This is a genomic window from Terriglobus roseus DSM 18391 (genome assembly GCF_000265425.1).
GTDB classification, from domain to species: domain Bacteria; phylum Acidobacteriota; class Terriglobia; order Terriglobales; family Acidobacteriaceae; genus Terriglobus; species Terriglobus roseus.
In genome coordinates this window covers 4,967,288-4,986,560 of sequence record NC_018014.1, presented here as the reverse complement: position 1 = coordinate 4,986,560, position 19,273 = coordinate 4,967,288, and the positions used below count along the sequence as shown (strand labels likewise).

At 62.9% G+C, this 19,273-nt stretch carries 13 protein-coding genes; 4 read left to right on the top strand and 9 right to left on the bottom strand.

The genetic code is table 11. The features are described from left to right. Nucleotides 1–56 precede the first annotated feature (56 nt). Nucleotides 57–920, bottom strand: a complete 864-nt coding sequence (locus TERRO_RS20695; RefSeq protein ID WP_014787671.1) for a sugar phosphate isomerase/epimerase family protein — start codon at nucleotides 918–920, stop codon at nucleotides 57–59. A gap of 112 nt (nucleotides 921–1,032) precedes the next feature. Here TERRO_RS20695 and TERRO_RS20690 point away from each other — a divergent pair, with 112 nt between their 5' ends. Further along, a complete protein-coding gene (locus TERRO_RS20690) occupies nucleotides 1,033–1,458 on the top strand; it encodes a DoxX family protein (RefSeq protein ID WP_014787670.1) in 426 nt (141 codons plus the stop codon). Between the two features lie 50 nt (nucleotides 1,459–1,508). On the opposite strand, the gene rpoD is transcribed toward TERRO_RS20690, so the two are convergent. After that, nucleotides 1,509–3,206 (bottom strand): RNA polymerase sigma factor RpoD, encoded by a 1,698-nt coding sequence (rpoD, locus tag TERRO_RS20685; RefSeq protein WP_014787669.1) that lies wholly within the window; start codon nucleotides 3,204–3,206, stop codon nucleotides 1,509–1,511. Between the two features lie 357 nt (nucleotides 3,207–3,563). Here rpoD and TERRO_RS20680 point away from each other — a divergent pair, with 357 nt between their 5' ends. Next, complete coding sequence (locus TERRO_RS20680) at nucleotides 3,564–5,615, top strand: M13 family metallopeptidase (protein ID WP_014787668.1); 2,052 nt, start codon at nucleotides 3,564–3,566, stop codon at nucleotides 5,613–5,615. Between the two features lie 75 nt (nucleotides 5,616–5,690). Here the strand turns inward: TERRO_RS20680 and TERRO_RS20675 are convergent, their stop codons facing one another. The 3 genes from TERRO_RS20675 to TERRO_RS20665 all read right to left on the bottom strand — a co-directional run bounded on the left by TERRO_RS20675 (nucleotide 5,691) and on the right by TERRO_RS20665 (nucleotide 7,332). Continuing rightward, complete coding sequence (locus TERRO_RS20675; RefSeq protein WP_245536159.1) at nucleotides 5,691–5,924, bottom strand: GlsB/YeaQ/YmgE family stress response membrane protein; 234 nt, start codon at nucleotides 5,922–5,924, stop codon at nucleotides 5,691–5,693. A gap of 119 nt (nucleotides 5,925–6,043) precedes the next feature. Continuing rightward, complete coding sequence (locus tag TERRO_RS20670) at nucleotides 6,044–6,547, bottom strand: GNAT family N-acetyltransferase (RefSeq protein ID WP_014787666.1); 504 nt, start codon at nucleotides 6,545–6,547, stop codon at nucleotides 6,044–6,046. Next, complete coding sequence (locus tag TERRO_RS20665; RefSeq protein WP_014787665.1) at nucleotides 6,544–7,332, bottom strand: glutaminyl-peptide cyclotransferase; 789 nt, start codon at nucleotides 7,330–7,332, stop codon at nucleotides 6,544–6,546. The genes TERRO_RS20670 and TERRO_RS20665 overlap by 4 nt, the downstream gene beginning before the upstream one ends. A 98-nt stretch (nucleotides 7,333–7,430) precedes the next feature. Between TERRO_RS20665 and TERRO_RS20660 the strand changes: the two genes are divergently transcribed. Continuing rightward, nucleotides 7,431–7,943, top strand: a complete 513-nt coding sequence (locus TERRO_RS20660; protein WP_014787664.1) for a gluconokinase — start codon at nucleotides 7,431–7,433, stop codon at nucleotides 7,941–7,943. A gap of 12 nt (nucleotides 7,944–7,955) precedes the next feature. Here the strand turns inward: TERRO_RS20660 and TERRO_RS20655 are convergent, their stop codons facing one another. After that, entirely contained in the window at nucleotides 7,956–8,243 is a 288-nt protein-coding gene (locus tag TERRO_RS20655) for a zinc-ribbon domain-containing protein (protein WP_014787663.1), read from the bottom strand. A gap of 40 nt (nucleotides 8,244–8,283) precedes the next feature. On the opposite strand from TERRO_RS20655, the gene TERRO_RS20650 reads away from it, so the two are divergent. Further along, on the top strand, nucleotides 8,284–9,483 hold the full coding sequence (locus TERRO_RS20650; protein ID WP_014787662.1) for a BaiN/RdsA family NAD(P)/FAD-dependent oxidoreductase: 1,200 nt from the start codon (nucleotides 8,284–8,286) through the stop codon (nucleotides 9,481–9,483). Nucleotides 9,484–9,598: 115 nt separating this feature from the next. Here TERRO_RS20650 and TERRO_RS22490 read toward each other — a convergent pair whose 3' ends face one another. From TERRO_RS22490 to TERRO_RS20630, 3 genes are all read right to left on the bottom strand, one after another. Continuing rightward, on the bottom strand, nucleotides 9,599–15,742 hold the full coding sequence (locus TERRO_RS22490) for a choice-of-anchor D domain-containing protein (protein WP_014787661.1): 6,144 nt from the start codon (nucleotides 15,740–15,742) through the stop codon (nucleotides 9,599–9,601). Between the two features lie 231 nt (nucleotides 15,743–15,973). Beyond that, nucleotides 15,974–17,380, bottom strand: a complete 1,407-nt coding sequence (locus TERRO_RS20635; RefSeq protein WP_014787660.1) for a nucleotide sugar dehydrogenase — start codon at nucleotides 17,378–17,380, stop codon at nucleotides 15,974–15,976. A gap of 222 nt (nucleotides 17,381–17,602) precedes the next feature. Then, the gene (locus tag TERRO_RS20630; protein WP_014787659.1) at nucleotides 17,603–19,261 is read right to left on the bottom strand and encodes a DHA2 family efflux MFS transporter permease subunit; all 1,659 of its coding nucleotides are present in this window, start codon (nucleotides 19,259–19,261) and stop codon (nucleotides 17,603–17,605) included. Between the last annotated feature and the right edge of the window lie 12 nt (nucleotides 19,262–19,273).

Here is a 19,273-nt window from a genome sequence, read left to right as displayed (position 1 = left end):
GCTGGATCGTCCGTAGAGATGTGTTGCCGCTCGAAGTGATTGCTTCCGGAAGTCCGTCAGACCTTCAATGCTTTCAGGTACGGGACGCTGGGCGGCATCAGTTCGGGATCTTCTTCCAGTTCGACGAAGTAGTTCTTGATGCCGCCGACCTTGGCGGCAGCGAAGACAGACTTCCAGTCGACGACGCCCTTCCCGAGCGGGACCTGCTTCGTCTTGCCGTCGGGTCCAACGACCCAGTCCTGGCAGTGCATGGAGATGAAGCGGCCCTTGTAGCGGTTGAAGTAGGTGACGGCATCGTAGCCGGCCTGCATGCTTGAGACCTGGAACTGCAGCTTCACGTTGGTGGGGTCGAGCTGCGCGATCATCATGTCATAGACGGGCTTGCCGTCAATGCGGGCCGAGACGAAGCCTTCATTGTGCAGAACGGCCGTGATGCCGGCGGCGTGCGCCTTCACGGCGAAGGCATTGAACTGGTCCGTGTAGCGCTTGACGTCGTCGGTGCTTTCTTTGCCGGTGAGCTTGAAGGGGCCAAGGGCTGCTACGGCCATCTGCGTCATGCCAAACTCTTTGGCGTAGGCGATGCGTTCGTCGCCGTGCTGGTAGAGCTCGGTGGGAACAAAGTGCGCGCTGATGCAGGTGATGCCATGGTCGGCGAGCATGCCGCGGAGTTCCTGCGGCTTGTACTTGCCGAGTGCGAGGAAGTCCGGGTAGGCGAAGGGCGAACAGAGTTCGATGGTCTTGAAGCCGGCAGCCTGCACCCACTTCAACGCGCCGGGAAAGTCGGCCTTGATCATGTCCTTGATGGGGTAGGTCTGGCAGCCGATGGGCATGCCCAGCGGGTCGGCGAAGGACAAGGGCAGCGCCGCCGCGGCGGTGGCCGCAGCACCAAGCTGAAGGAAGTTGCGTCGCGTGAGTGGCATGGGTCGGGGTGCCTCCAAAAAGTCTCCCCTGAAGCATATGTCAGGTGGGGCGGTCTTTGCAGAGGGCGCGGCCGGGCGATGTGCATCTTAGGACGGAAGGAGTCTTTGCCCTATGCCGAAGCTTTTTTCATTTGGTCGATCCAAAACGAGCCCACTGCAGGATGCCGCGCGTATCGGCCTTGGCCTGACGCTGATGTTCGCCGGAACGTCACACCTTACCTTCGCGCGCAAGCCCTTCAAGGCGCAGGTGCCGCCGTGGATCCCGATGGATGTGGATGATGTGGTGCTGCTGTCGGGCGTGGGTGAGATCACGCTGGGCGCCGCCCTGCTGCTGGCGCCGGAAGAATACCGGCAACTGGTGGGTAGCGCCGCCGGTGGGTTCTTCACGGCGATCTTCCCGGGCAACATCGCGCAGTACCAGCACCGTCGCAGCGCGTTCGGGCTCGATACAGATCAGAAGCGGTTGGTGCGGTTGTTCTTCCAGCCCGCGCTGGTCGCGTGGGCTCTTTGGTCTACCGGTGCGGTCAACCGGAAGTAACGAAGAAGGGCCGCGATTGCTCGCGGCCCTTGCTCTTGTTCCGGTGTGGCTTAGTATTCCTTGACACCGTCGACGAACGCCTTCAGCTTGCGGCTGCGGCTGGGGTGACGGAGCTTGCGGAGTGCCTTTGCCTCGATCTGGCGGATGCGCTCACGCGTTACCTGGAAGCTCTGACCTACCTCTTCCAGCGTGTGTTCGCTACCGTCTTCCAGGCCGAAACGCATCTTGATGACGCGCTCTTCACGCGGCGTCAGGGTGCGTAGAACCTGGCTGGTGTACTCCTTCAGGTTGACCGCGATCACGGCGTCTGAGGGCGACACGGCCATGCGATCTTCGATGAAGTCGCCAAGGTGCGAATCTTCCTCTTCACCGATGGGCGTCTCGAGCGAGATGGGCTCCTGTGCGATTTTGAGGACCTTGCGGACCTTCGCAACGGGGATATCCATACGCTTTGCGATCTCTTCCGAGCTCGCTTCGCGGCCAAGCTCCTGCACCAGCTGACGGCTGGTACGGATGAGCTTGTTGATCGTCTCGATCATGTGCACCGGGATACGGATGGTGCGGGCCTGATCGGCGATGGCGCGCGTGATCGCCTGGCGGATCCACCACGTTGCGTACGTTGAGAACTTATAGCCGCGGCGATACTCGAACTTGTCGACGGCCTTCATCAGGCCGATGTTGCCTTCCTGAATCAGGTCGAGGAACTGCAGGCCGCGGTTGGTGTACTTCTTCGCGATGGAGACGACGAGGCGCAGGTTGGCCTCGATCAGCTCACGCTTGGCGCGCTCTGCATCCATGTCACCCTGGACCATCTCGCGCTGTGTGCGCTTGAGGATCTCGGTGGTGAGGCCGGCTTCCGCTTCCAGGCGATCAAGATCGACCTTGCAGTTCTTCTGCTGGCGGCGGTATTCCTTCTTGAGCTCTTCTGACTTGGAGGCCTCAAACTTGATGTCGAGGTTCTTCATCTGGCGCTCAAGCGTGCGCATGCTGTCGACGGTCTTGTTGACCTTGTCGAGCAGGCGCTTCTTCTCCGCGTTGGTGTACTTCAGTTCGCGGACGATGCGCGTGACCTTGACGCGTTCGCGTCCGGCCATCCAGCGCAGCTTGCGCTGCTCCTTCTGTGTCTTCGCCTTGCCTTCGGCCAGCTTGTCCATTGCGGACTGGGCCTCGGCCTGGTGCTTGACGAGCGCATCGATGCGCTTGACCGTCTGCTTGACGCGTGCGGCCAGAACGTCTTCCGTCAGCTCATCCTCGTCGAACGTGACGACTTCCTTCACGTTACGAACGCCGCGCTTCAGGTCTTCGCCCAGTGCGGTGATCTCGCGGATAACGATCGACGAACGCGAGATCGCCTTCATGACGCGGAGCTGTCCACGCTCAATGCGCTTGGCGATTTCGACTTCACCTTCGCGCGTCAGCAGCGGAACGGTGCCCATCTCACGCAGGTACATGCGGACGGGGTCATTGGTCTTCTCGAGTTGACCGGGCGTCAGATCAAGCTCGACGTCGTCATTCTCTTCGGACTCTTCGCCGTATTTGTCACGGCCACCATCAAACTTGTCATCGCCGTTCAACACGTCGATGCCCTGCGTGTTGATGGTCGTCAGCAGGTCATCCAGGTCGTCCGCGCTGGTGATGCCTTCCGGAATCAGGTCGTTCACCTCACCGTATGTGAGGTAGCCTTTTTCCTTACCGGTATCAATCATCCGGTCTACGTCTTCTTCGTACTTATCGATCTCTTCGGCCACGGGTATTTGGCTCCAATCCGAAAAAATGTGCACGAGAGGCGGTGCGCCAGGGTGCGGGCGCAGACACGACTCCCTTTATGGATGCGATGAATCTGAGCAGGGAAGCATTGGTGCGGTATCAAAGACCGCGGGCGCAAGGTTAACGGCCGTGCGAGGACCGTACCACGAAGGCGCACTTCTCCAGCGAATCACAGATTATCACACACTGTTAGACGCCTGACCCACAGGAAAAGACTCACCGGTCGAAGACACTTCGGTGCACCGTGTCCGCTGGCCGTCAAAGCCAAATCGCGCCCGACGTCGCCGGCCCTTTCGGCCGAGCCGTAAAATGACCATTACGCTTTTTCCGGAGTTTGAATGCACTTTTTGTATCGCGTATTTGCCTCGGTCGGCCTCGCAGCCGTCGCTTTGTCTCCTGCAGTCACCGCTCAGACGGAGACCCATGGCGTCAACACCGCCGCCATGGACCGCTCGGTGAAGCCCGGCGACGACTTCTACAAGTACGCCAACGGCACCTACGTCGCAAAGACGCCGATCCCGGGCGACCGCTCCGGCGTCAGCGCCTTTTCCCTCTTGAGCGACCGCGCCCTGGTGCATACGACCGCCATCGTGACCGATCCGGAACTGGATGCGGCTCCGGCAGACTCCGATGGCCGCAAGATCGCCGACCTGTACAAGGCCTACATGGATGAGAACGCCATCCAGGCCAACGGCCGCGCCACGCTCGACGGCTACTTGGAAACGATCCTGGCGGTGAAGAACCGGCATGATCTTGCGACGGAGCTGGGCCGGTCTCTTCGGAACGACGTCGACGCGCTGAACAACACGAACTATCACACGGCCAACCTCTTCGGCCTGTGGGTCGCGCCGGGCTTCAACGATCCGGATCACTACGCACCGTACCTGTTGCAGGGTGGCCTCGGCCTGCCCACGCGTGACTACTACCTGAGCGATGCGCCACGCATGAAGAGCATCCTGGATGCGTACAACAAGCACGTGGCCAACAACTTCCGCATGCTGGGCATGGCCCGCGCCGACGCCCGTGCGACGGCCGTCGTTTCATTGGAAAAGGCGATCGCGCAGCGGCAGGTGTCGCTGGCGGACAGCGAAAACATCGAGCACGCCAACAACCCCTGGTCCATGAGCGACTTCGACGCGAAGGCGCCGGGCTTGGATTGGAAGTCGTTTTTCCTGGCAGCGGGTCTCTCTTCGCAGAAGACCTTCATCGTGTGGCAGCCGTCGGCGTTCACGGCAGAGTCGGCGCTGGTAGCGTCGCAGCCCATCGACGTCTGGAAGGATCTGCTGGTCGCTCACTTTGTGGATGCGCACAGCAGCGGCATCAGCAAGGCCTTTGCCGATGAGCGGTTTGAATACACCAAGACGATTACGGGCACGCAGCAGCAGCGTCCGCGTCAGCAGCGTGCGGTTGGGCTGGTGAGCGCAGCGCTTGGCGACGCCGTGGGCAAAATCTATGCGCAGCAGTTCTTCACCGCGGAGGAGAAGGCGAAGGTACAGACGCTGGTCGCGAACCTGATGACCGCCTTCCGCACGCGCCTGCAGACGTTGACGTGGATGAACGCAGCCACTCGCGCCGAGGCCATCACCAAGCTCGACGCGCTGCAGGTGGGCATCGGTTACCCGGACAAGTGGCGCAGCTACGCCGGCCTGGAGATCAAGCCGGACGATCTGCTGGGCGACTACGTTCGTGACGAGATGTTCGAGTATCGCTATGCGATCTCGCAGATCGGCAAGCCCACCGACCGTAAGGAGTGGACGATGACTCCCCAGACTGTCAACGCGGTGAATCTGCCGCTGGATAACGGCCTGAACTTTCCTGCGGCCATCCTGCAGCCGCCCTTTTACGACCCGGAAGCGCCGGATGCCGTCAACTACGGCGCGATCGGCGCGATCATCGGCCATGAGATCTCGCACACCTTCGACAGTGAGGGCGCGGCTTTCGACAGCAAGGGACGCGTCCGCAACTGGTGGACACCCGCCGATCTCGCCCACTTCAACACATCCACTGCCGCACTGGCTGCTCAGTACGACGCCTACGCACCCTTCCCGGATCTGCACCTGAACGGCAAGCAGACGCTGGGCGAAAACATCGCGGACGTTGCCGGTCTGCAGGCTGCCTACGATGCCTTCCATGAGTCACTGCACGGCGAACCGGCACGGGCGGTGAATGGCCTGACGGGCGATCAGCAGTTCTTCCTCGCCTTCGCGCAGAACTACGCGGGCGTCGAGCGTGAGGCGGCGCTGCGATCACAGGTGCTGGGCGATCCGCACTCGCCGGGGATGTTCCGCGCGGCGACCGTTCGCAATGTGGATGGGTGGTACAAGGCCTTCGACGTAAAGCCGGGCGATGCGCTGTACCTGGCGCCGGAGAAGCGCGTTCACATCTGGTAAGCAAAGAGGAGTCAACGTTGGTGCGGCTGCGAAGCCGCACCAACGTTGACTCCTGTAGTTCCGAGGACGATTGCGCTAGGCGCTGCGACCCTTGATGACGCGGTAGATCGCAAGCAGGATCAACGCGCCAATGATGGACATGATCCACCCTGCGGACTGACCCGGCTGGTACAGATGCATCGCCTGACCCAGAAACGTGCCCAGGAAAGCGCCAGCGATACCAATGATGATGGTGATGATGATGCCACCCGGGTCCTTGCCGGGCATGATCAGCTTTGCCAGCGCGCCTACAATCAGGCCAATAATCAAAGTACCAATCAGGTTAATGTCGTCCCCTCCAGAAAAGCGCGCTATGTGCGGCTTGTCGTAGGAGGCAAAACTCTCGCAACGCGTTGCAAAGACATGTGATTCTGGTCACACACGTACAGTCAGGTCGAAGGCAGGCCCGGCCACGTACCGTCTGCGAAGACGATGGAAGTCTCTACCTGCCGCTCAGGAATATTCCAATACTTCCGCAGCAGCACTTCCTTTTCTGCATGCGTGACGACGCGAAACCCATGCCGCTGATAAAAGCCGATGGCCCAGTAGGAATCGGCCCACGTACCCAGCAGCAGCGGTCCCTGCGCCAGTGGCCGTATGTGTTCCAGCAGCCGTCCGCCAACGCCTTTGCCCTGTGCCGTGGTCCGCACGTAAGCGTGGCGGATCAGCGTGACGTCCTGCACATGCTGCACGCCCATCACACCCAGCAGTGCGCCGCCAACTTCGTCACCATAGAAACGCACGCCATTGGAGATCTCATGCTGCAACTCTTCTGCAGACATATACGGATCTCGCAGGCGATCTGCGGGAATAACGCCACGGTACGCCGTGGCACCATCGTTGATGATGGCGAGAATACTCTCGAAATCCTCGCTCTCGCAGGGGCGGATCATTTCTTCGGCACGACCTTGATCTCGAAGATGGTCGGCCACTGCTTACCGGTGATGAAGATGCGGTCTTTTGCAGCGTCATACGCGATGCCGTTCAACACGCTCTCGTCATCGCGCTTCTGGTTCGCCGGCAGAATGCCCGTGCAGTCCACCCAGCCGATCACGCGTCCATCCTTCGGCGAGATGCGTGCGATGCGCTCCTGGTGCCAGACGTTCGCCCAGATCTCGCCCTTGATGTATTCGAGTTCGTTGAGCTGGTCGATGGTCTTCGCGCCGTCATGGACGACGACGTGGCGAACCTCGGCGAAGGTCTCGGGATTGCGGAAGCGCAGCGTGCTGGTGCCGTCGCTGGTGATGATGTCCTTCGTGTCGCGGGTCATGCCCCAGCCCTCGCCGGTGTAGGCAAAGGTGCGCACCGGTCGCAACGAGAAGCGGTCCAGCACCACGCCGGTGTGGGTCTGCCACGTCCACTGGTAGATATTCGCGCCCCAGTCGACGATGCCCTCGCCGAAGTACTGCCGGGTCATGTCGTGGCGCTGTATGACCTTGCCGGTAGCGGGCTGGATCACCTGCAGACCGCTGCGGCCTTCCATGCCGGTGCCCTCGTAGAACAGGCCGTCCTTGTACAGGAAGCCTTCCGTGTAGTTCTCGGTGGAGTGCGGGTACTTCGCCACGATGCTGTAGCCGTAGACCGGCGTACTGGCAGCGGGCGGCGCGGCAGAACAGCCCAGGGCAATCGTGGAAAGCGCTGCAAAGGCAGCCGTGCGCAGAAGGTTAGGAAGACGCATGATCACCACAACAGATTAGACGCACGCACGCGGACGCTCCAGTGTGTCAGCGAAGTTCGTCCATCTAGCGGAAAATAAGAGTCTGAGGAGCAACACACGTGATTCTGATCCTGATGGGTGTCAGCGGCACCGGTAAGACCACGCTGGGCAACATGCTTTCCGCCGAGACCGGCTGGCCGTTCCTGGACGGCGACGACTTTCACCCGGCCGCCAACAAGGCGAAGATGGCCGCAGGCCATCCGCTGAATGATGAGGATCGCGCGCCGTGGCTGGCGATTCTGCACGGCAAGATCGCGGAGTACGCAGGCAAGAACGAGAACATGATTATGGCGTGCAGCGCCCTGAAGTCCAGCTACCGCGCCATCCTGCGGGGCGACCTGCCCGCCACCACGGTCCAGTTCGCACTGCTGCAGGCCGATCCCGACGCGATTGCCGACCACCTGAAAAAGCGCCAGCACGAGTTCATGAACCCGAACCTGCTGACCAGCCAGCTCGCAACGCTGGAACAGCCAGGCGAGAACGAGGCATGGATCATCTCAGTCGCCGGCACGCCGGAAGAGTCGATCGAGCAGTTGAACGCAAAGTTGAAGGCGGCTGGGGCGGTTTCGTAGCCCAGGCTTCCTTCACCCGAACAGCGTCGGCTCTGGCTCCGGCACGGGTAGACCGGCCTTGCCGCCGTCGCACTTGGGGCATTTGCGCTGGTGTACGCGGATGCCGGCTTCGCCGTACTCATGCCCGCAGCCCTTGCATCGCAGGATGTAGATGCTCTGGCCGGCCAGGTCATCGGCTGCTCGGCCGGCCTTGCGGACGACGGTCTGGCCGTGATGGTTGGTCGTTCCGGGCTCCACGGTGGTGGCTCGGGCAGGCTCGCGCGTGGCACGGCCTCGAATTGCGGGTGGTCTTAACTGCATACCTCTCCTGAATCGAGAACCTCTCTAGGATAGAGAGCAGATGTCCACAATCGAGAATTACGACGTTATCGTTCTAGGCGCGGGCGCTGCCGGCCTGTTCTGCGCGGCACTGGCTGGCGCGCGCGGTAAGCGCGTTCTGCTGCTGGAGAGCGGCGAACGCACGGGCCGCAAGATCCTCATCAGCGGCGGCGGCCGCTGCAACTTCACCAACACCGGCACCAAGCCGGCCAACTATCTCAGCGAAAACCCGCACTTCGCCAAGAGCGCGCTGGCCCGCTACACGCCCCGCGACTTCATCGCGCTCGTCGAAAAGCATGGCATCGCATATCACGAGAAGACGCTGGGGCAGCTCTTCTGCGACGGCGGCGCGCACGTCATCGTCACCATGCTGGAGACGGAGTGCCGCGAGGCCGGCGTCGAGACACGCCTGCGCACTCCCGTTGAAAAGGTAGAGAAGATCGACGATGGCTTCGCCGTCACGACGCCCTCGGGCGTACTCCATGCGACGTCGGTGGTAGTTGCAACGGGCGGCCTGTCCATTCCGAAGATGGGTGCAACCGGCATCGGCTATGACATCGCGCGCAGTTTCGGGCTCGACATCGTGGAGCCGCGGCCCGGCCTGGTTCCATTCACCTTCAGCGAAGCCGAAGCCGAGCGATGGAGCGATCTCTCCGGCCTCTCGGCAGAGGTGGTTGCGACCGCGAACCCAAAGAAAAAGCAGCGCACGCCGCCGCCGGTCTTCCGCGAGAAATTGCTGATCACGCATCGCGGCCTCTCCGGGCCGGCGGTCCTGCAGATCTCGTCGTACTGGCGGCATGGTGAGCCGGTCACCATCGACCTGGCGCCGGGCTACGAGGTCTTCCTCCACATGCTGGAGCCGACGACGCGCCGCGATGAGACGACCATGCTGAACCTGCTCCGCGATCACCTGCCCACACGCTTTGCGGAACGCTGGCTGACGGAAAACGCTCCACCCGACTGGAAGAACACATCGATCCAGCGCACGGAAGCTCTGGTGCATGCATGGCCGGTGACGCCCGCAGGGACTGAGGGCTACGCCAAGGCCGAGGTCACCGCCGGCGGCGTCAGCACGGCCGAACTGGACAGCACCACCATGCAGGCCAAGCGTGTGCCGGGCCTCGCCTTCATCGGCGAGGTGGTGGACGTGACGGGCTGGCTGGGCGGCTATAACTTTCAGTGGGCCTGGGCGAGCGCGTTCGCGGCGGCCGCAGCGTTGTGAGCAAAATTCACTTTCGCTGATTCACTCCCCGGCATAGACTTTTCGCGATGAGATAGGAGCCTTGCGATGCGCGTCTTCCTGGAGCGGCAGAAGACACAGCGGTAATCGGTCCGGCTCACTTCACAATCAGCGTCAGCGGTACCGAATGCGTCACACCTGCGGCCGTGGCAGAGACAGTGATGTTGTAGGTTCCAGTAGGTGTCACGATGGTGGTTCCTGTTCCGGGACTGCTGCCGTCGCCGGGGTTCGGGATGACGCGGCTGCTGCCGCAACCCTGCAGGCATACGAGCATCGCAATCGCGAGCAAAGCAAGCCAGGACCCACGGAGAGCCGTGCGGCGTCGCAGCCACCACGGCAACCCCAGCAGGATGGGCAGGGCAAGGGCAGCGGCCCGGATGCTGTGTGCCGTCGTGCCAGTCAGCACGGTGACGGTCACGGTGCTGACGGCGGACAGATCACGGTACTGCGGGGTGACGGTGCACTTCGCATTGGCCGGTGCGCCGCTGCAGGCATAGGTGACGGGATCGGCGGTGTTGACGGTCGGCCGCAGCAACAGCAGATAAGCTGCAGAGCCGCCGCTGCTGATGGTCTGGCTGGTCGTGCCTGCGCTTTGCAGCATGAAGTCAACGCCCGTGCCTTCCAGTTGGGCGACCTGCGTGGGCCCGTTGCTGGTGACGGTGACCTTGCCGGTACGGTCGCCGGTGCCAGTGGGCAGGAAGGCGACGCTCATCGAGCACGACCCGCCGACAGGAATTGCCGTGTTCAATCTGCAGGTGCTGGTGCCCGCGACGATGCCGAAGTCGCCGCTTACGTTCACAGCAGCCAGCAGCAGGGGAACGCCGCCGTTGTTGGTCAGCGTCAGCGTCTGGCCCGCACCCGCGACACCGACTCCAGTGGAAGCGAAGGTGATCGACGACGGCAACAGCGAGACTCCCGGACCGGCGAAGGCCGTGCCGGTCAGCGTGACGGTCTGCACGCGCTGCACGTCCGTGATCTGCAGTGTGCCGGTGAGCGCTCCCACGCTCCTGGGTGTGAAGCTCACGGCGATGCCGCAGGTGGTGTGCGCGGGAACCGTAGGACCGCAACCGTTGACGGCGCTGAAATCTCCCGCAACCACCGCTGCAGAAACCAGCGTCAGTGCGATGTCGCCATTGTTGGTCAGGCTTACCAGCTGGCTTGCACTGACGGTATTCGCCTGCTGCTGCGCGAAGGTAAGCGACAGCGGCGAGAGTGTGTCGGTGGCTGCGGCCGTGCCTGTGCCGGTCAGTGTCGCGGTCTGTGTGCCGGCATCGTCCATAACGGTGAGCAGGCCGGTGCGTGCACCGTTGGCCGTGGGTAGGAAGAGGACGGAGACGGTGCAACCCGTCTGCGCCGCCAGCGACCTGCCGCAGGTGTTGGCCCGCAGCAGGAAGTCGCCGGAGACGGTGATGCTGCCCAGCGCGCCCGTCATCACGCCGGTGTTGGAGATCGTAATGTTCGCGACGGCGCTGGCGGTGCCCGTGATCTGCGAACCGAAGTTCAGGGAAGCCGGCGTCAGGACTATGGCGAAGGCAACGCGGCCGTTTCCGCCTAATGTAACCATCGTTGCGGTGCCGGCATGTCCCGCGCTGTCGCTCACGATGGTCAGCGCGCCGGTGCGTGCGCCGCTGGTTGTGGGGTTGAAGGTAAGGCCAACCGCGCAGGAGGCACCCACGGCCAGGCTTGCTCCACAGGTGTTGGAACCGATGACGAAGTCGCTGGAGACGGTAATGCTCGTAAGGTTCAGCGGACCGTCGCCCGTGTTGGAGAGTGTCACGGACCTTGCGGCAGAGACCGCATTGACGACCGTATCCGCAAAGGTGAGGGAAGCAGGCGCCACCGCCAGAACACCCGCAGTTCCGGTGCCGGTAAGCGTGGCCGTGTGAGTGCTTGAGGCGTCGGTCAGCGACAGTGTGCCGGTGCGCGTCCCTGTGGCCCGTGGCAAGAAGTGAAGCGAGACCGTGCAGGTGCCCCCAACGTCGATGCTTGCCGTGCACGTGGTCGCGGTGATGTTGAAGTCGCCGGTGACCGTGGGCGTGCCGAGAGCGATGGCGGCGGTGCCGGTGTTGCTGACAGTAATGGTCTGTTGCGACGATGCGCTGCCGACGCCGGTGGCCGGGAAGGTCAGTGCTGTCGGAGCGATGGTGACGTTGGCCGTGCCATGGCCAGCGCCGGAGAGCAGAACCGTGTGCGCCACGCCGGTCTGCTCTTTGACGGTGACGGCACCGCTGCGTGGTCCATCCAGCATCGGCCCAAAGACCACGGTGATCTGGCACACCTGATTCGCGTTCATCAGTGTGCCGCAGGTGTTGGCGGTAATGCCAAAGTCGCCTGTGACCTGTACGCCCGAAAGGTAGGTGCCGCCGCCACCGTTGGTAACGGTGACGACTTGGGACGCGGACGTGCCGTTGACCGGTGTTGTTGCAAACGTCAGCGTCGCGGGTGAAGCCGTGATGCTTGGCGCAGCGGTGGCGATACCGGTCAGTGAAACGGTATTGGTCCTGCCGCCGTCCTGGAAACTCAGCGTTCCGGTGCGAGTCCCCGCTGCAACTGGCGCGAACAACAGTGTGACGACACAGCTGCTCGCGGTCTGCAGATAGCTGCCGCACGTATTCGTGTACACGCTGTAGTCTGCGCCCGTGACCACCGGCACCGAGAGCACCGCGTACGCTGTACCACTGTTCGAGATCGTCACCGAGGCAAGGCTCGACCTGGTTGCAACTTCGCCGCCAGCGAAGGATAGAGACGCCGGCGTGTAGGTGACGTTCGCCGTTCCCGTACCAACGCCGAAGAGTGTCGCCGCATGGCTTGCCACGCTGTCCGCAACGGTCAGCGTCCCGGCACGCGCGCCGTTGGCTGAGGGCTGAAAGGTGACAGCGACGATGCATGTGTCGCCCACCGCCAATGTCGTCGTACAGGTAGTGGCCGCGATGTTGAAGTCTGCCGTGACGGCGGGCGTGTTGAGTGTCGCGACGCCTGTGCCAGTATTTGAAACCGTAATCGTCATCGCCGTGGCAATGCTGTGGACCGGTGTGTCCGCGTAAGTGAGTGTGCCCGGTGACAGCACAACGTTCGGCACACCCCTGCCCGTGCCGGTGAGCGTCAGCGTGCTTGTGCCGCCCCCGACGTTGCTGTTGAGCTGCACCGTTCCGGTCGTCGTACCCACCGCAGTTGGCGTGAAGAGGACGGTGAGTGTGCAGCTCGCATTGACGGTCAGGTCGGTGTTCGCGCAGGTATCGGTCTCGCTGAAAGGCGCGGTGGAACTGATCGAACCGATCTGCAACAGGGTGTTGCCGGTGTTGGTGAGCGTGACGGTCTGTGCGGCGCTGGTGCTGCCCAGGTTCTGCGCCGCGAAAGTGAGCGACGCAGGGGTGAACGTCGCCTTCGGCTGCAGCACCTGTGCAGACGAGACCAGGTCGATCTGCCAGACACCCCGGCCGTACGTAGCAGCCCGCAGAGCGCCCGGCGTGGTACTGCCCGGCAGGGTCACGCCCGCCGATGCCACCAGCGACAACACCGGCGCATTCGGCAGAGCGGTACCCAGGACACTCCAGCAACTGCCCGTCCCGCTGGTCGGCACACATGTGGTGACATCGGTCGCCACGTACACGCCGGTGTCCATCGCGACGTAAATGGTCAGAGGATTCTTCGGGTCTACGACGACGCTGTTCGCGGGCGAGTTCGGCAGATTCGCGCTGATGTTCGTCCACGTCGTTCCGCCGTTAACGGAGCGGTAGACATGCGCCACACCGAAGCCCAGGATGGTCGCGTAGACAGTGTTGCCGGTGCCGTCGCTCGGGTCCACGGCGATTGACGATACGTCGAAGCCCGCAGTGTTGAAGTGATTGCTGTCGTTGGTGACGGTACTGTTCGTGAGGTCCGCCCATGCAGTGGTCGCCGTTGCCGTATTGGCCGATGTTGTGCGGTAGATGTGCCCGGCAAAGCTGCCGCCACCATCCGCTCCGCCTGCCAGTCCCGCATACAGAACGGATGCTCCGCTGTTCTGCGACGCACTGGTTGTGATGGCAGGTCCGCCCGCGGCCAGTGAGCGAAGGTACGCGTTGGCATCATTGCAGGCAGTGCCGGCGGGACCGGCGAGAAACGGGCTGATGGCGTTGGAGCCGGACCAGGTGCCACCGCCCAGCAGCGGTCCTCGCCAGACGCGGCAGGTACCAACCAGCAGGTTGCTGCTCAGGCCTGGGTCCAGCAATGCGGGCGGATCGGTCAACGAGCCATCGCCACTGACCTGGGCCATTCCGGCACTCGATGGTCCAGCGAAGTCTGCAGCAGTACACGCCGCACCGTTGCTGCACGAGTGCAACGAAACGCCGCCGCCGGACTGCACCAGCCACGTGTTGCCGCTGGTCTGGTCGACGGCCACGGCGCCACTCTCACCCGTGCCAAGCTGCACCCACGGCGATGCCGCGGAGGCCTGCGGACTTGTCGTACTGGCCGCGCTGCCAATGGCGCCCAGCGATGCAAGCAGGATGTTGGGATCGGTAGGGTGCGCGGCCAGGCTGCCGACCTCCGCCAGCGATCCCAGCGATCCGTTCAGGTTGGTGAAGTGCGTGGCGTCATCGGCGGAGCAGGTCGCTGCCTGCTGGTTCACGCCGTCCAGTGATCGCCACAGGCCACCGTCATTGCCGAAGTACATCGTGGGAGCGGCTGTGTTGGATGTGTTCACACCCCACGCGATGGCGTGCTGCGCGGGCGCGACGCCGGCAGGTGCGGCGCAGCCGGTGGTGGCGTTGGTCGTATTGCGCAGCGTGCATCCGCCGGCCAGGCTGCAACGATAGAGATCGCCCGCGCCGGCGAACAGCAGCGTGTCCGTTGTGCTCAGGGCTGTGGCGGCGGGAACGGCAGCAAGCGTCAGGTTGTAGTCGCCCTGCGGCAACACGCCCGTGCCGTCTTCCATGGGCGTTGCGTCCATCTGCGTGCCCCACGTCACGGTCGCCGATGCGCACGCGGTGCCGCTCTTCGCGCACACATCCTGCCACAGCCCCTGATTTCCGTTCACGGCATCGACCGTCAGCGCGAACATGTCGCCGCTGGTGGGCTGCACAGCCAGCGCACCGCGAAAGATGGGGCAGCTGGTCAAGCCGTAGTCGCCCGGACGCGCGGGACAGTTGGCTGTTGTCAGGCCCGCACCCGGCTGGTTCACCATCCGCGTCCACGTCTGGCCGTCGGCCGATTCATAGTAGCCATGCGCCCGGATGGCCGCGTAGAACTTCTTCCGCACCGGGTTCCACACCACCGCCGTCACCGCGTTGCCGCGAAAGCTGGTGTAGCTGGTGCTGCGATTCTGCAGGACGGTGGCGCCGTCCATGATCGTCGCCAGGCCCCATCCGGCACCATTGTTGGTGCTGTAGAAGAGGCCGCGCACACCGGCAGAGCTGCCCTTTACAATCGCCGACTCCGCGGAGGTCGATACGGCAGCCACGGCAACGTTGGGCGAAACAGTACTCCACGCAATGCCCGCGAAGCCCTCGCCGACGAACGAACCGGTATTGGCTCCGGTGATCAGCGTCCAGGTCGTTCCGTTGTCGGCCGATCGCAGGATGCCGCCGCCGTAGTAGCTGTCAGCCGCGTCATTGGGATCGCCGGTGCCTGCCACCACCACGCCCGTTCCGCCCGGCTGCACAGCCAGCGCACCGATCGAAAGCGATGGAACGACGGTGCTGCCGGCGCCTGCGGAAAAGACCGGCAGCGTGTCCGTGAGCGGGGTAAAGGTCGGCTGCGCGCCCGCGGCATTGCGGCTCTTCCACACACCACCGCCCGACGTGCCAACGTAGACGGTGTTGTTCGTCGTATCACTCGGATCCAGCGCAATGCTGCTCACGCGGCCCGTTACCAGTCCGTAAGCCGCAGTCTGCACCTGGACCGGCCCGACCGGCGACCAGGGTGTCGAAAGGTTCAAAGCGTTGGCCGAAGCGAGCGCCAGGTGCTGCAGACGTGCCTGCGCCAGCAACGCGGCAGGCGAATCATCCTGCGGCGCGGGCAGGACAGAGTGCGCAGCAGCACGAGCTGCCACCGATCTCGTCGCTACGGATGTCGGTGCCGATGCCGTATGGCTGCGAGTAAACGCCGTGGCCCGCCGCGCAGACACGCCCGCCGTCTGTCCTCGCATCGCCGTCAGGCAGACCAGCACCAGCGCAACCTGCCAGACCATTCGCAGGCGCAGCAGTCCGCTGTCACGGCCTGCGCCGGATGCGAGCGAAGCGTTCGTCGTTCGGTGCGGCAATCAGGGCCTCTGGCAGCAGCAACGATGCGCAAGGCACCGTGCAACCTCAGCACAGTGCATGCAGTGGGCCGTAAGCGAGGAAAATCCTGTGAGAAAACTCTCAACGAAGGGCGAACGAAGACACGTCCGCTTTGGCAGAAAAGAACAGATTCAAAGGTGCTTCAGAGTGCAGCTCGATAAGGCCGCTCGCCTGCGCGGACACGGTTCCACGCCCCAGAGTGTGGCGCTAAGTTAGCAGCGCACAATCTTCGGCGAGGCAATATGTCGCGTGGCGTTTCGCGAGTCTACCACCAGCTTTGCGTCCGCAACTATCTGATCCATCTCATAAGAAGAGTGATCGGTAGCAATCACCACGCAGTCGAACTCACCCACGCGATCCAGCGGCGTAGAGTGCATGTTCAGCGCGTACTTGCGGCCATGCCCGACGAAGGGGAAGAAGGGATCGTTGTAGCTGACGTCGCAGCCCAGGCTCTGCAACTGTTCAATCATCACCAGCGCCGGCGACTCGCGCAGATCGTCCACGTCCGCCTTGTACGCAACACCCAGCACCAGCACCTTGGCACCCTTCATGGCAATGCTGCGGTCGTTCAGCGCAAGCGCCACCTGCCGCACCACGAAGATCGGCATCTCTTCATTGACCTCACCCGCCAACTGGATAAAGCGCGTGGTGAAGCCGTACTCCTTCGCCTTCCACGTCAGGTAGAACGGGTCGACCGGGATGCAGTGGCCACCAATGCCCGGCCCGGGATAGAACGCCTGGAAGCCGAACGGCTTGGTCGCCGCAGCGTCCACCACCTCCCAGATATCCACGCCCATCTTCATGCAGAGCTGCTTCATCTCGTTTACCAGCGCAATGTTCACGCTGCGATAGATGTTCTCCAGCAGCTTCGTCATCTCGGCCGTGGCAGGCGAACTCACCGGTACTGTCCGCGTGAAGATGGAGCCATAGAGCGCGCACGCAGCCTCGGTCGCCGTAGCGTCCATGCCGCCCACAACCTTAGGGATCTCGCGGCGCGGCGTGATCATGTTGCCCGGGTCCTCGCGCTCGGGCGAGAAGGCGACCAGGACGCCGTCAATCTGCTCCTTGGCCTCGGGCGGAGCAATCTGCACCTGCACATCCCGCTTCGCGCCCGCCTCCATCAGGATCCGGACGACGATCTCTTCCGTCGTGCCCGGATACGTCGTGCTCTCCAGCACGATCAACTGGCCGGCGCGCACATACGGCGCAATCGCGTGCACGGTCGCTTCCACGTAGCTCAGATCCGGAGCGTGATGATCGGTCAGCGGCGTCGGCACGCAGATCAGTACGGCATCCATCTCGGCGATGTGCGCGAAGTCAGTAGTAGCGGTAAATCCCTTGGCCTTGGCAGCGGCAATGTGGTCCGGCTCAATCCGCCAGATGTAGCTCTCGCCGCGGTTCAGCCTGTCGACCTTGGTCGTGTCGACGTCGAAGCCGGTAACGCGAAACCCCTCGCTTGAGAACAACAGCGTCAGCGGCAGGCCGACATACCCCAGACCGATGATGCCGACCTTCGCTTCGCGCTGCGCAACGCGCTCCCGCCACTCCGTCAGCGACCGGACGGTCGTGATTGGGGTTGAAATGGTCTCCGTGAGCGTTGCGGGTACGGCGTCGGCCAAGGTCTTGCCTCTTCTGTGTCAGGCAGATACGACGCACGGCAGCCCTGCCGTGATGGTACGCCTTGCGAAATGGGTAGCTCCGAGGGATTGGACGATCTGGCAGGATTGAAGTTCCAAAAGCCGGTGCGCCGGATTCCGCCACTGCTGTTCTGGGAACGTCCTCCAAAACAGGGAAGGCCCAGCGATTAGGCTGGACCTTCCCGTTCAACGGACTGCGGCAGACTAGTGCGCCATCGTCTCGCTGGACGCCGGTGCGGGCTTCGGCACCAGCCACACCAGCGGCACCATCACCGTCGTAAAGACGGCCAGCACCGCAATGATGTCCAGGTACGCCAGCATCTGCGTCTGGCTGTGCAGCATGTTGTAAACGTTGCCCTGCGCCGCGGCAATCGCGTCCGAATGGTTCGCAACTGCAGCCGTGCCATGGCTCTGCAGATATCCGGCGATACCGCTAATGCGGTCGTTATACGCCGTGTTGCCGGAACCCATATTCATCGTCATGTTCTGCTGGTGAGCCTGCGAGCGTCGCGCCAGCATGGTCGACACAAACGCCGTACCCACCGATCCGCCCACGTTACGCGCCAGGTTCGACAGGCCGCTCACGTCATTGTTCTGCGATCGCGGCACGCCGTTGTAGCTGATCGTATTGATCGGGATAAACAGGAAGGCAAGCGACGCACCCTGCCACACGCGCAGCCACATCACTGTCTTGAACGATGAGTTCAGTGCCAGCATCTGGTGCATGGCGAAGAGCGAACTCGTCATCAACAGGAAGCCGAACGAGATCATCACACGCGGGTCCACACGCGTAATCAGCAGGCCCACCACCGGCATCATGAACATGATGATCAGCCCACCCGGCGACATCACAAATCCGGCCAGCTCTGCCGTATACCCCAGCAGCGTCTGCACAAACTGCGGGATCAGCACGGTCGACGAGTACAGCGAGAAGCCCAGCACAAACAGCAGTGTGAAGGCGATCGCGAACGACTTCCGCCGGAACAACGTCAGGTTCAAAATGGGCCGGTTGCCCTTGCGCGCCTGTACCAGCGACCAGATGATCAACGACACCAGCGAGACCACGCAGACGATGATGAAGGCCGTGATCATGTGCGATCCGAACCAGTCATCCTCCTGGCCCTTATCCAGTACAAACTCCAGCGATCCAAAGCCCAGCGCCAGCAGACCGAAGCCCACATAGTCCAGGTTCAGACCCTTGCGCTTACTCTCGGCGACCTCGGCCACAATGTGCGGCGGGTCCTCCACCATGCGGCTGGTCAGGATCAGCGAAAGGATCGCAACCGGCACATTGATGAAGAAGATCCATCGCCAGTCGTAGTTATCGGTGATCCAGCCACCCAGCGTCGGTCCAATGGCCGGCGCGGCGACGACCGCCAGGCCGTACAGCGCAAAGGCCTGCCCGCGTTCTTTCGGTTCAAAGGTGTCGGCCAGGATCGCCTGTTCGCTCGGTCCCAGGCCACCGCCACCCGCACCCTGGATCAGGCGGAAGACGATCAGCATGGGCAGCGAGATCGCCAGGCCGCACATCATCGACGAGATGCCGAAGATGACGACGCACATCATGTAGAACTTTTTCCGGCCAATAAAGGTCGTCAGGTACGCCGAAGCGGGAAGAATAATCGCGTTCGCCACCAGGTAACTGGTGATCACCCACGTCGCTTCGTCCTGCGAGGCACCCAGGCCGCCGGCAATGTGCGGCAGCGCCACGTTCGCAATGGAGGTGTCCAGCACCTCCATAAAGGTGGCGAGCGTCACCGTCAGGGCAATCAGCCACTTGTTGTGCTTGGGCGTCCAGTGCACCTGCGCCGCAGCCTGCACCTCAGCCGATTGGCCTGTCTCTTCTACTGTTGCGGATGCCATGTTCTTGTTTCG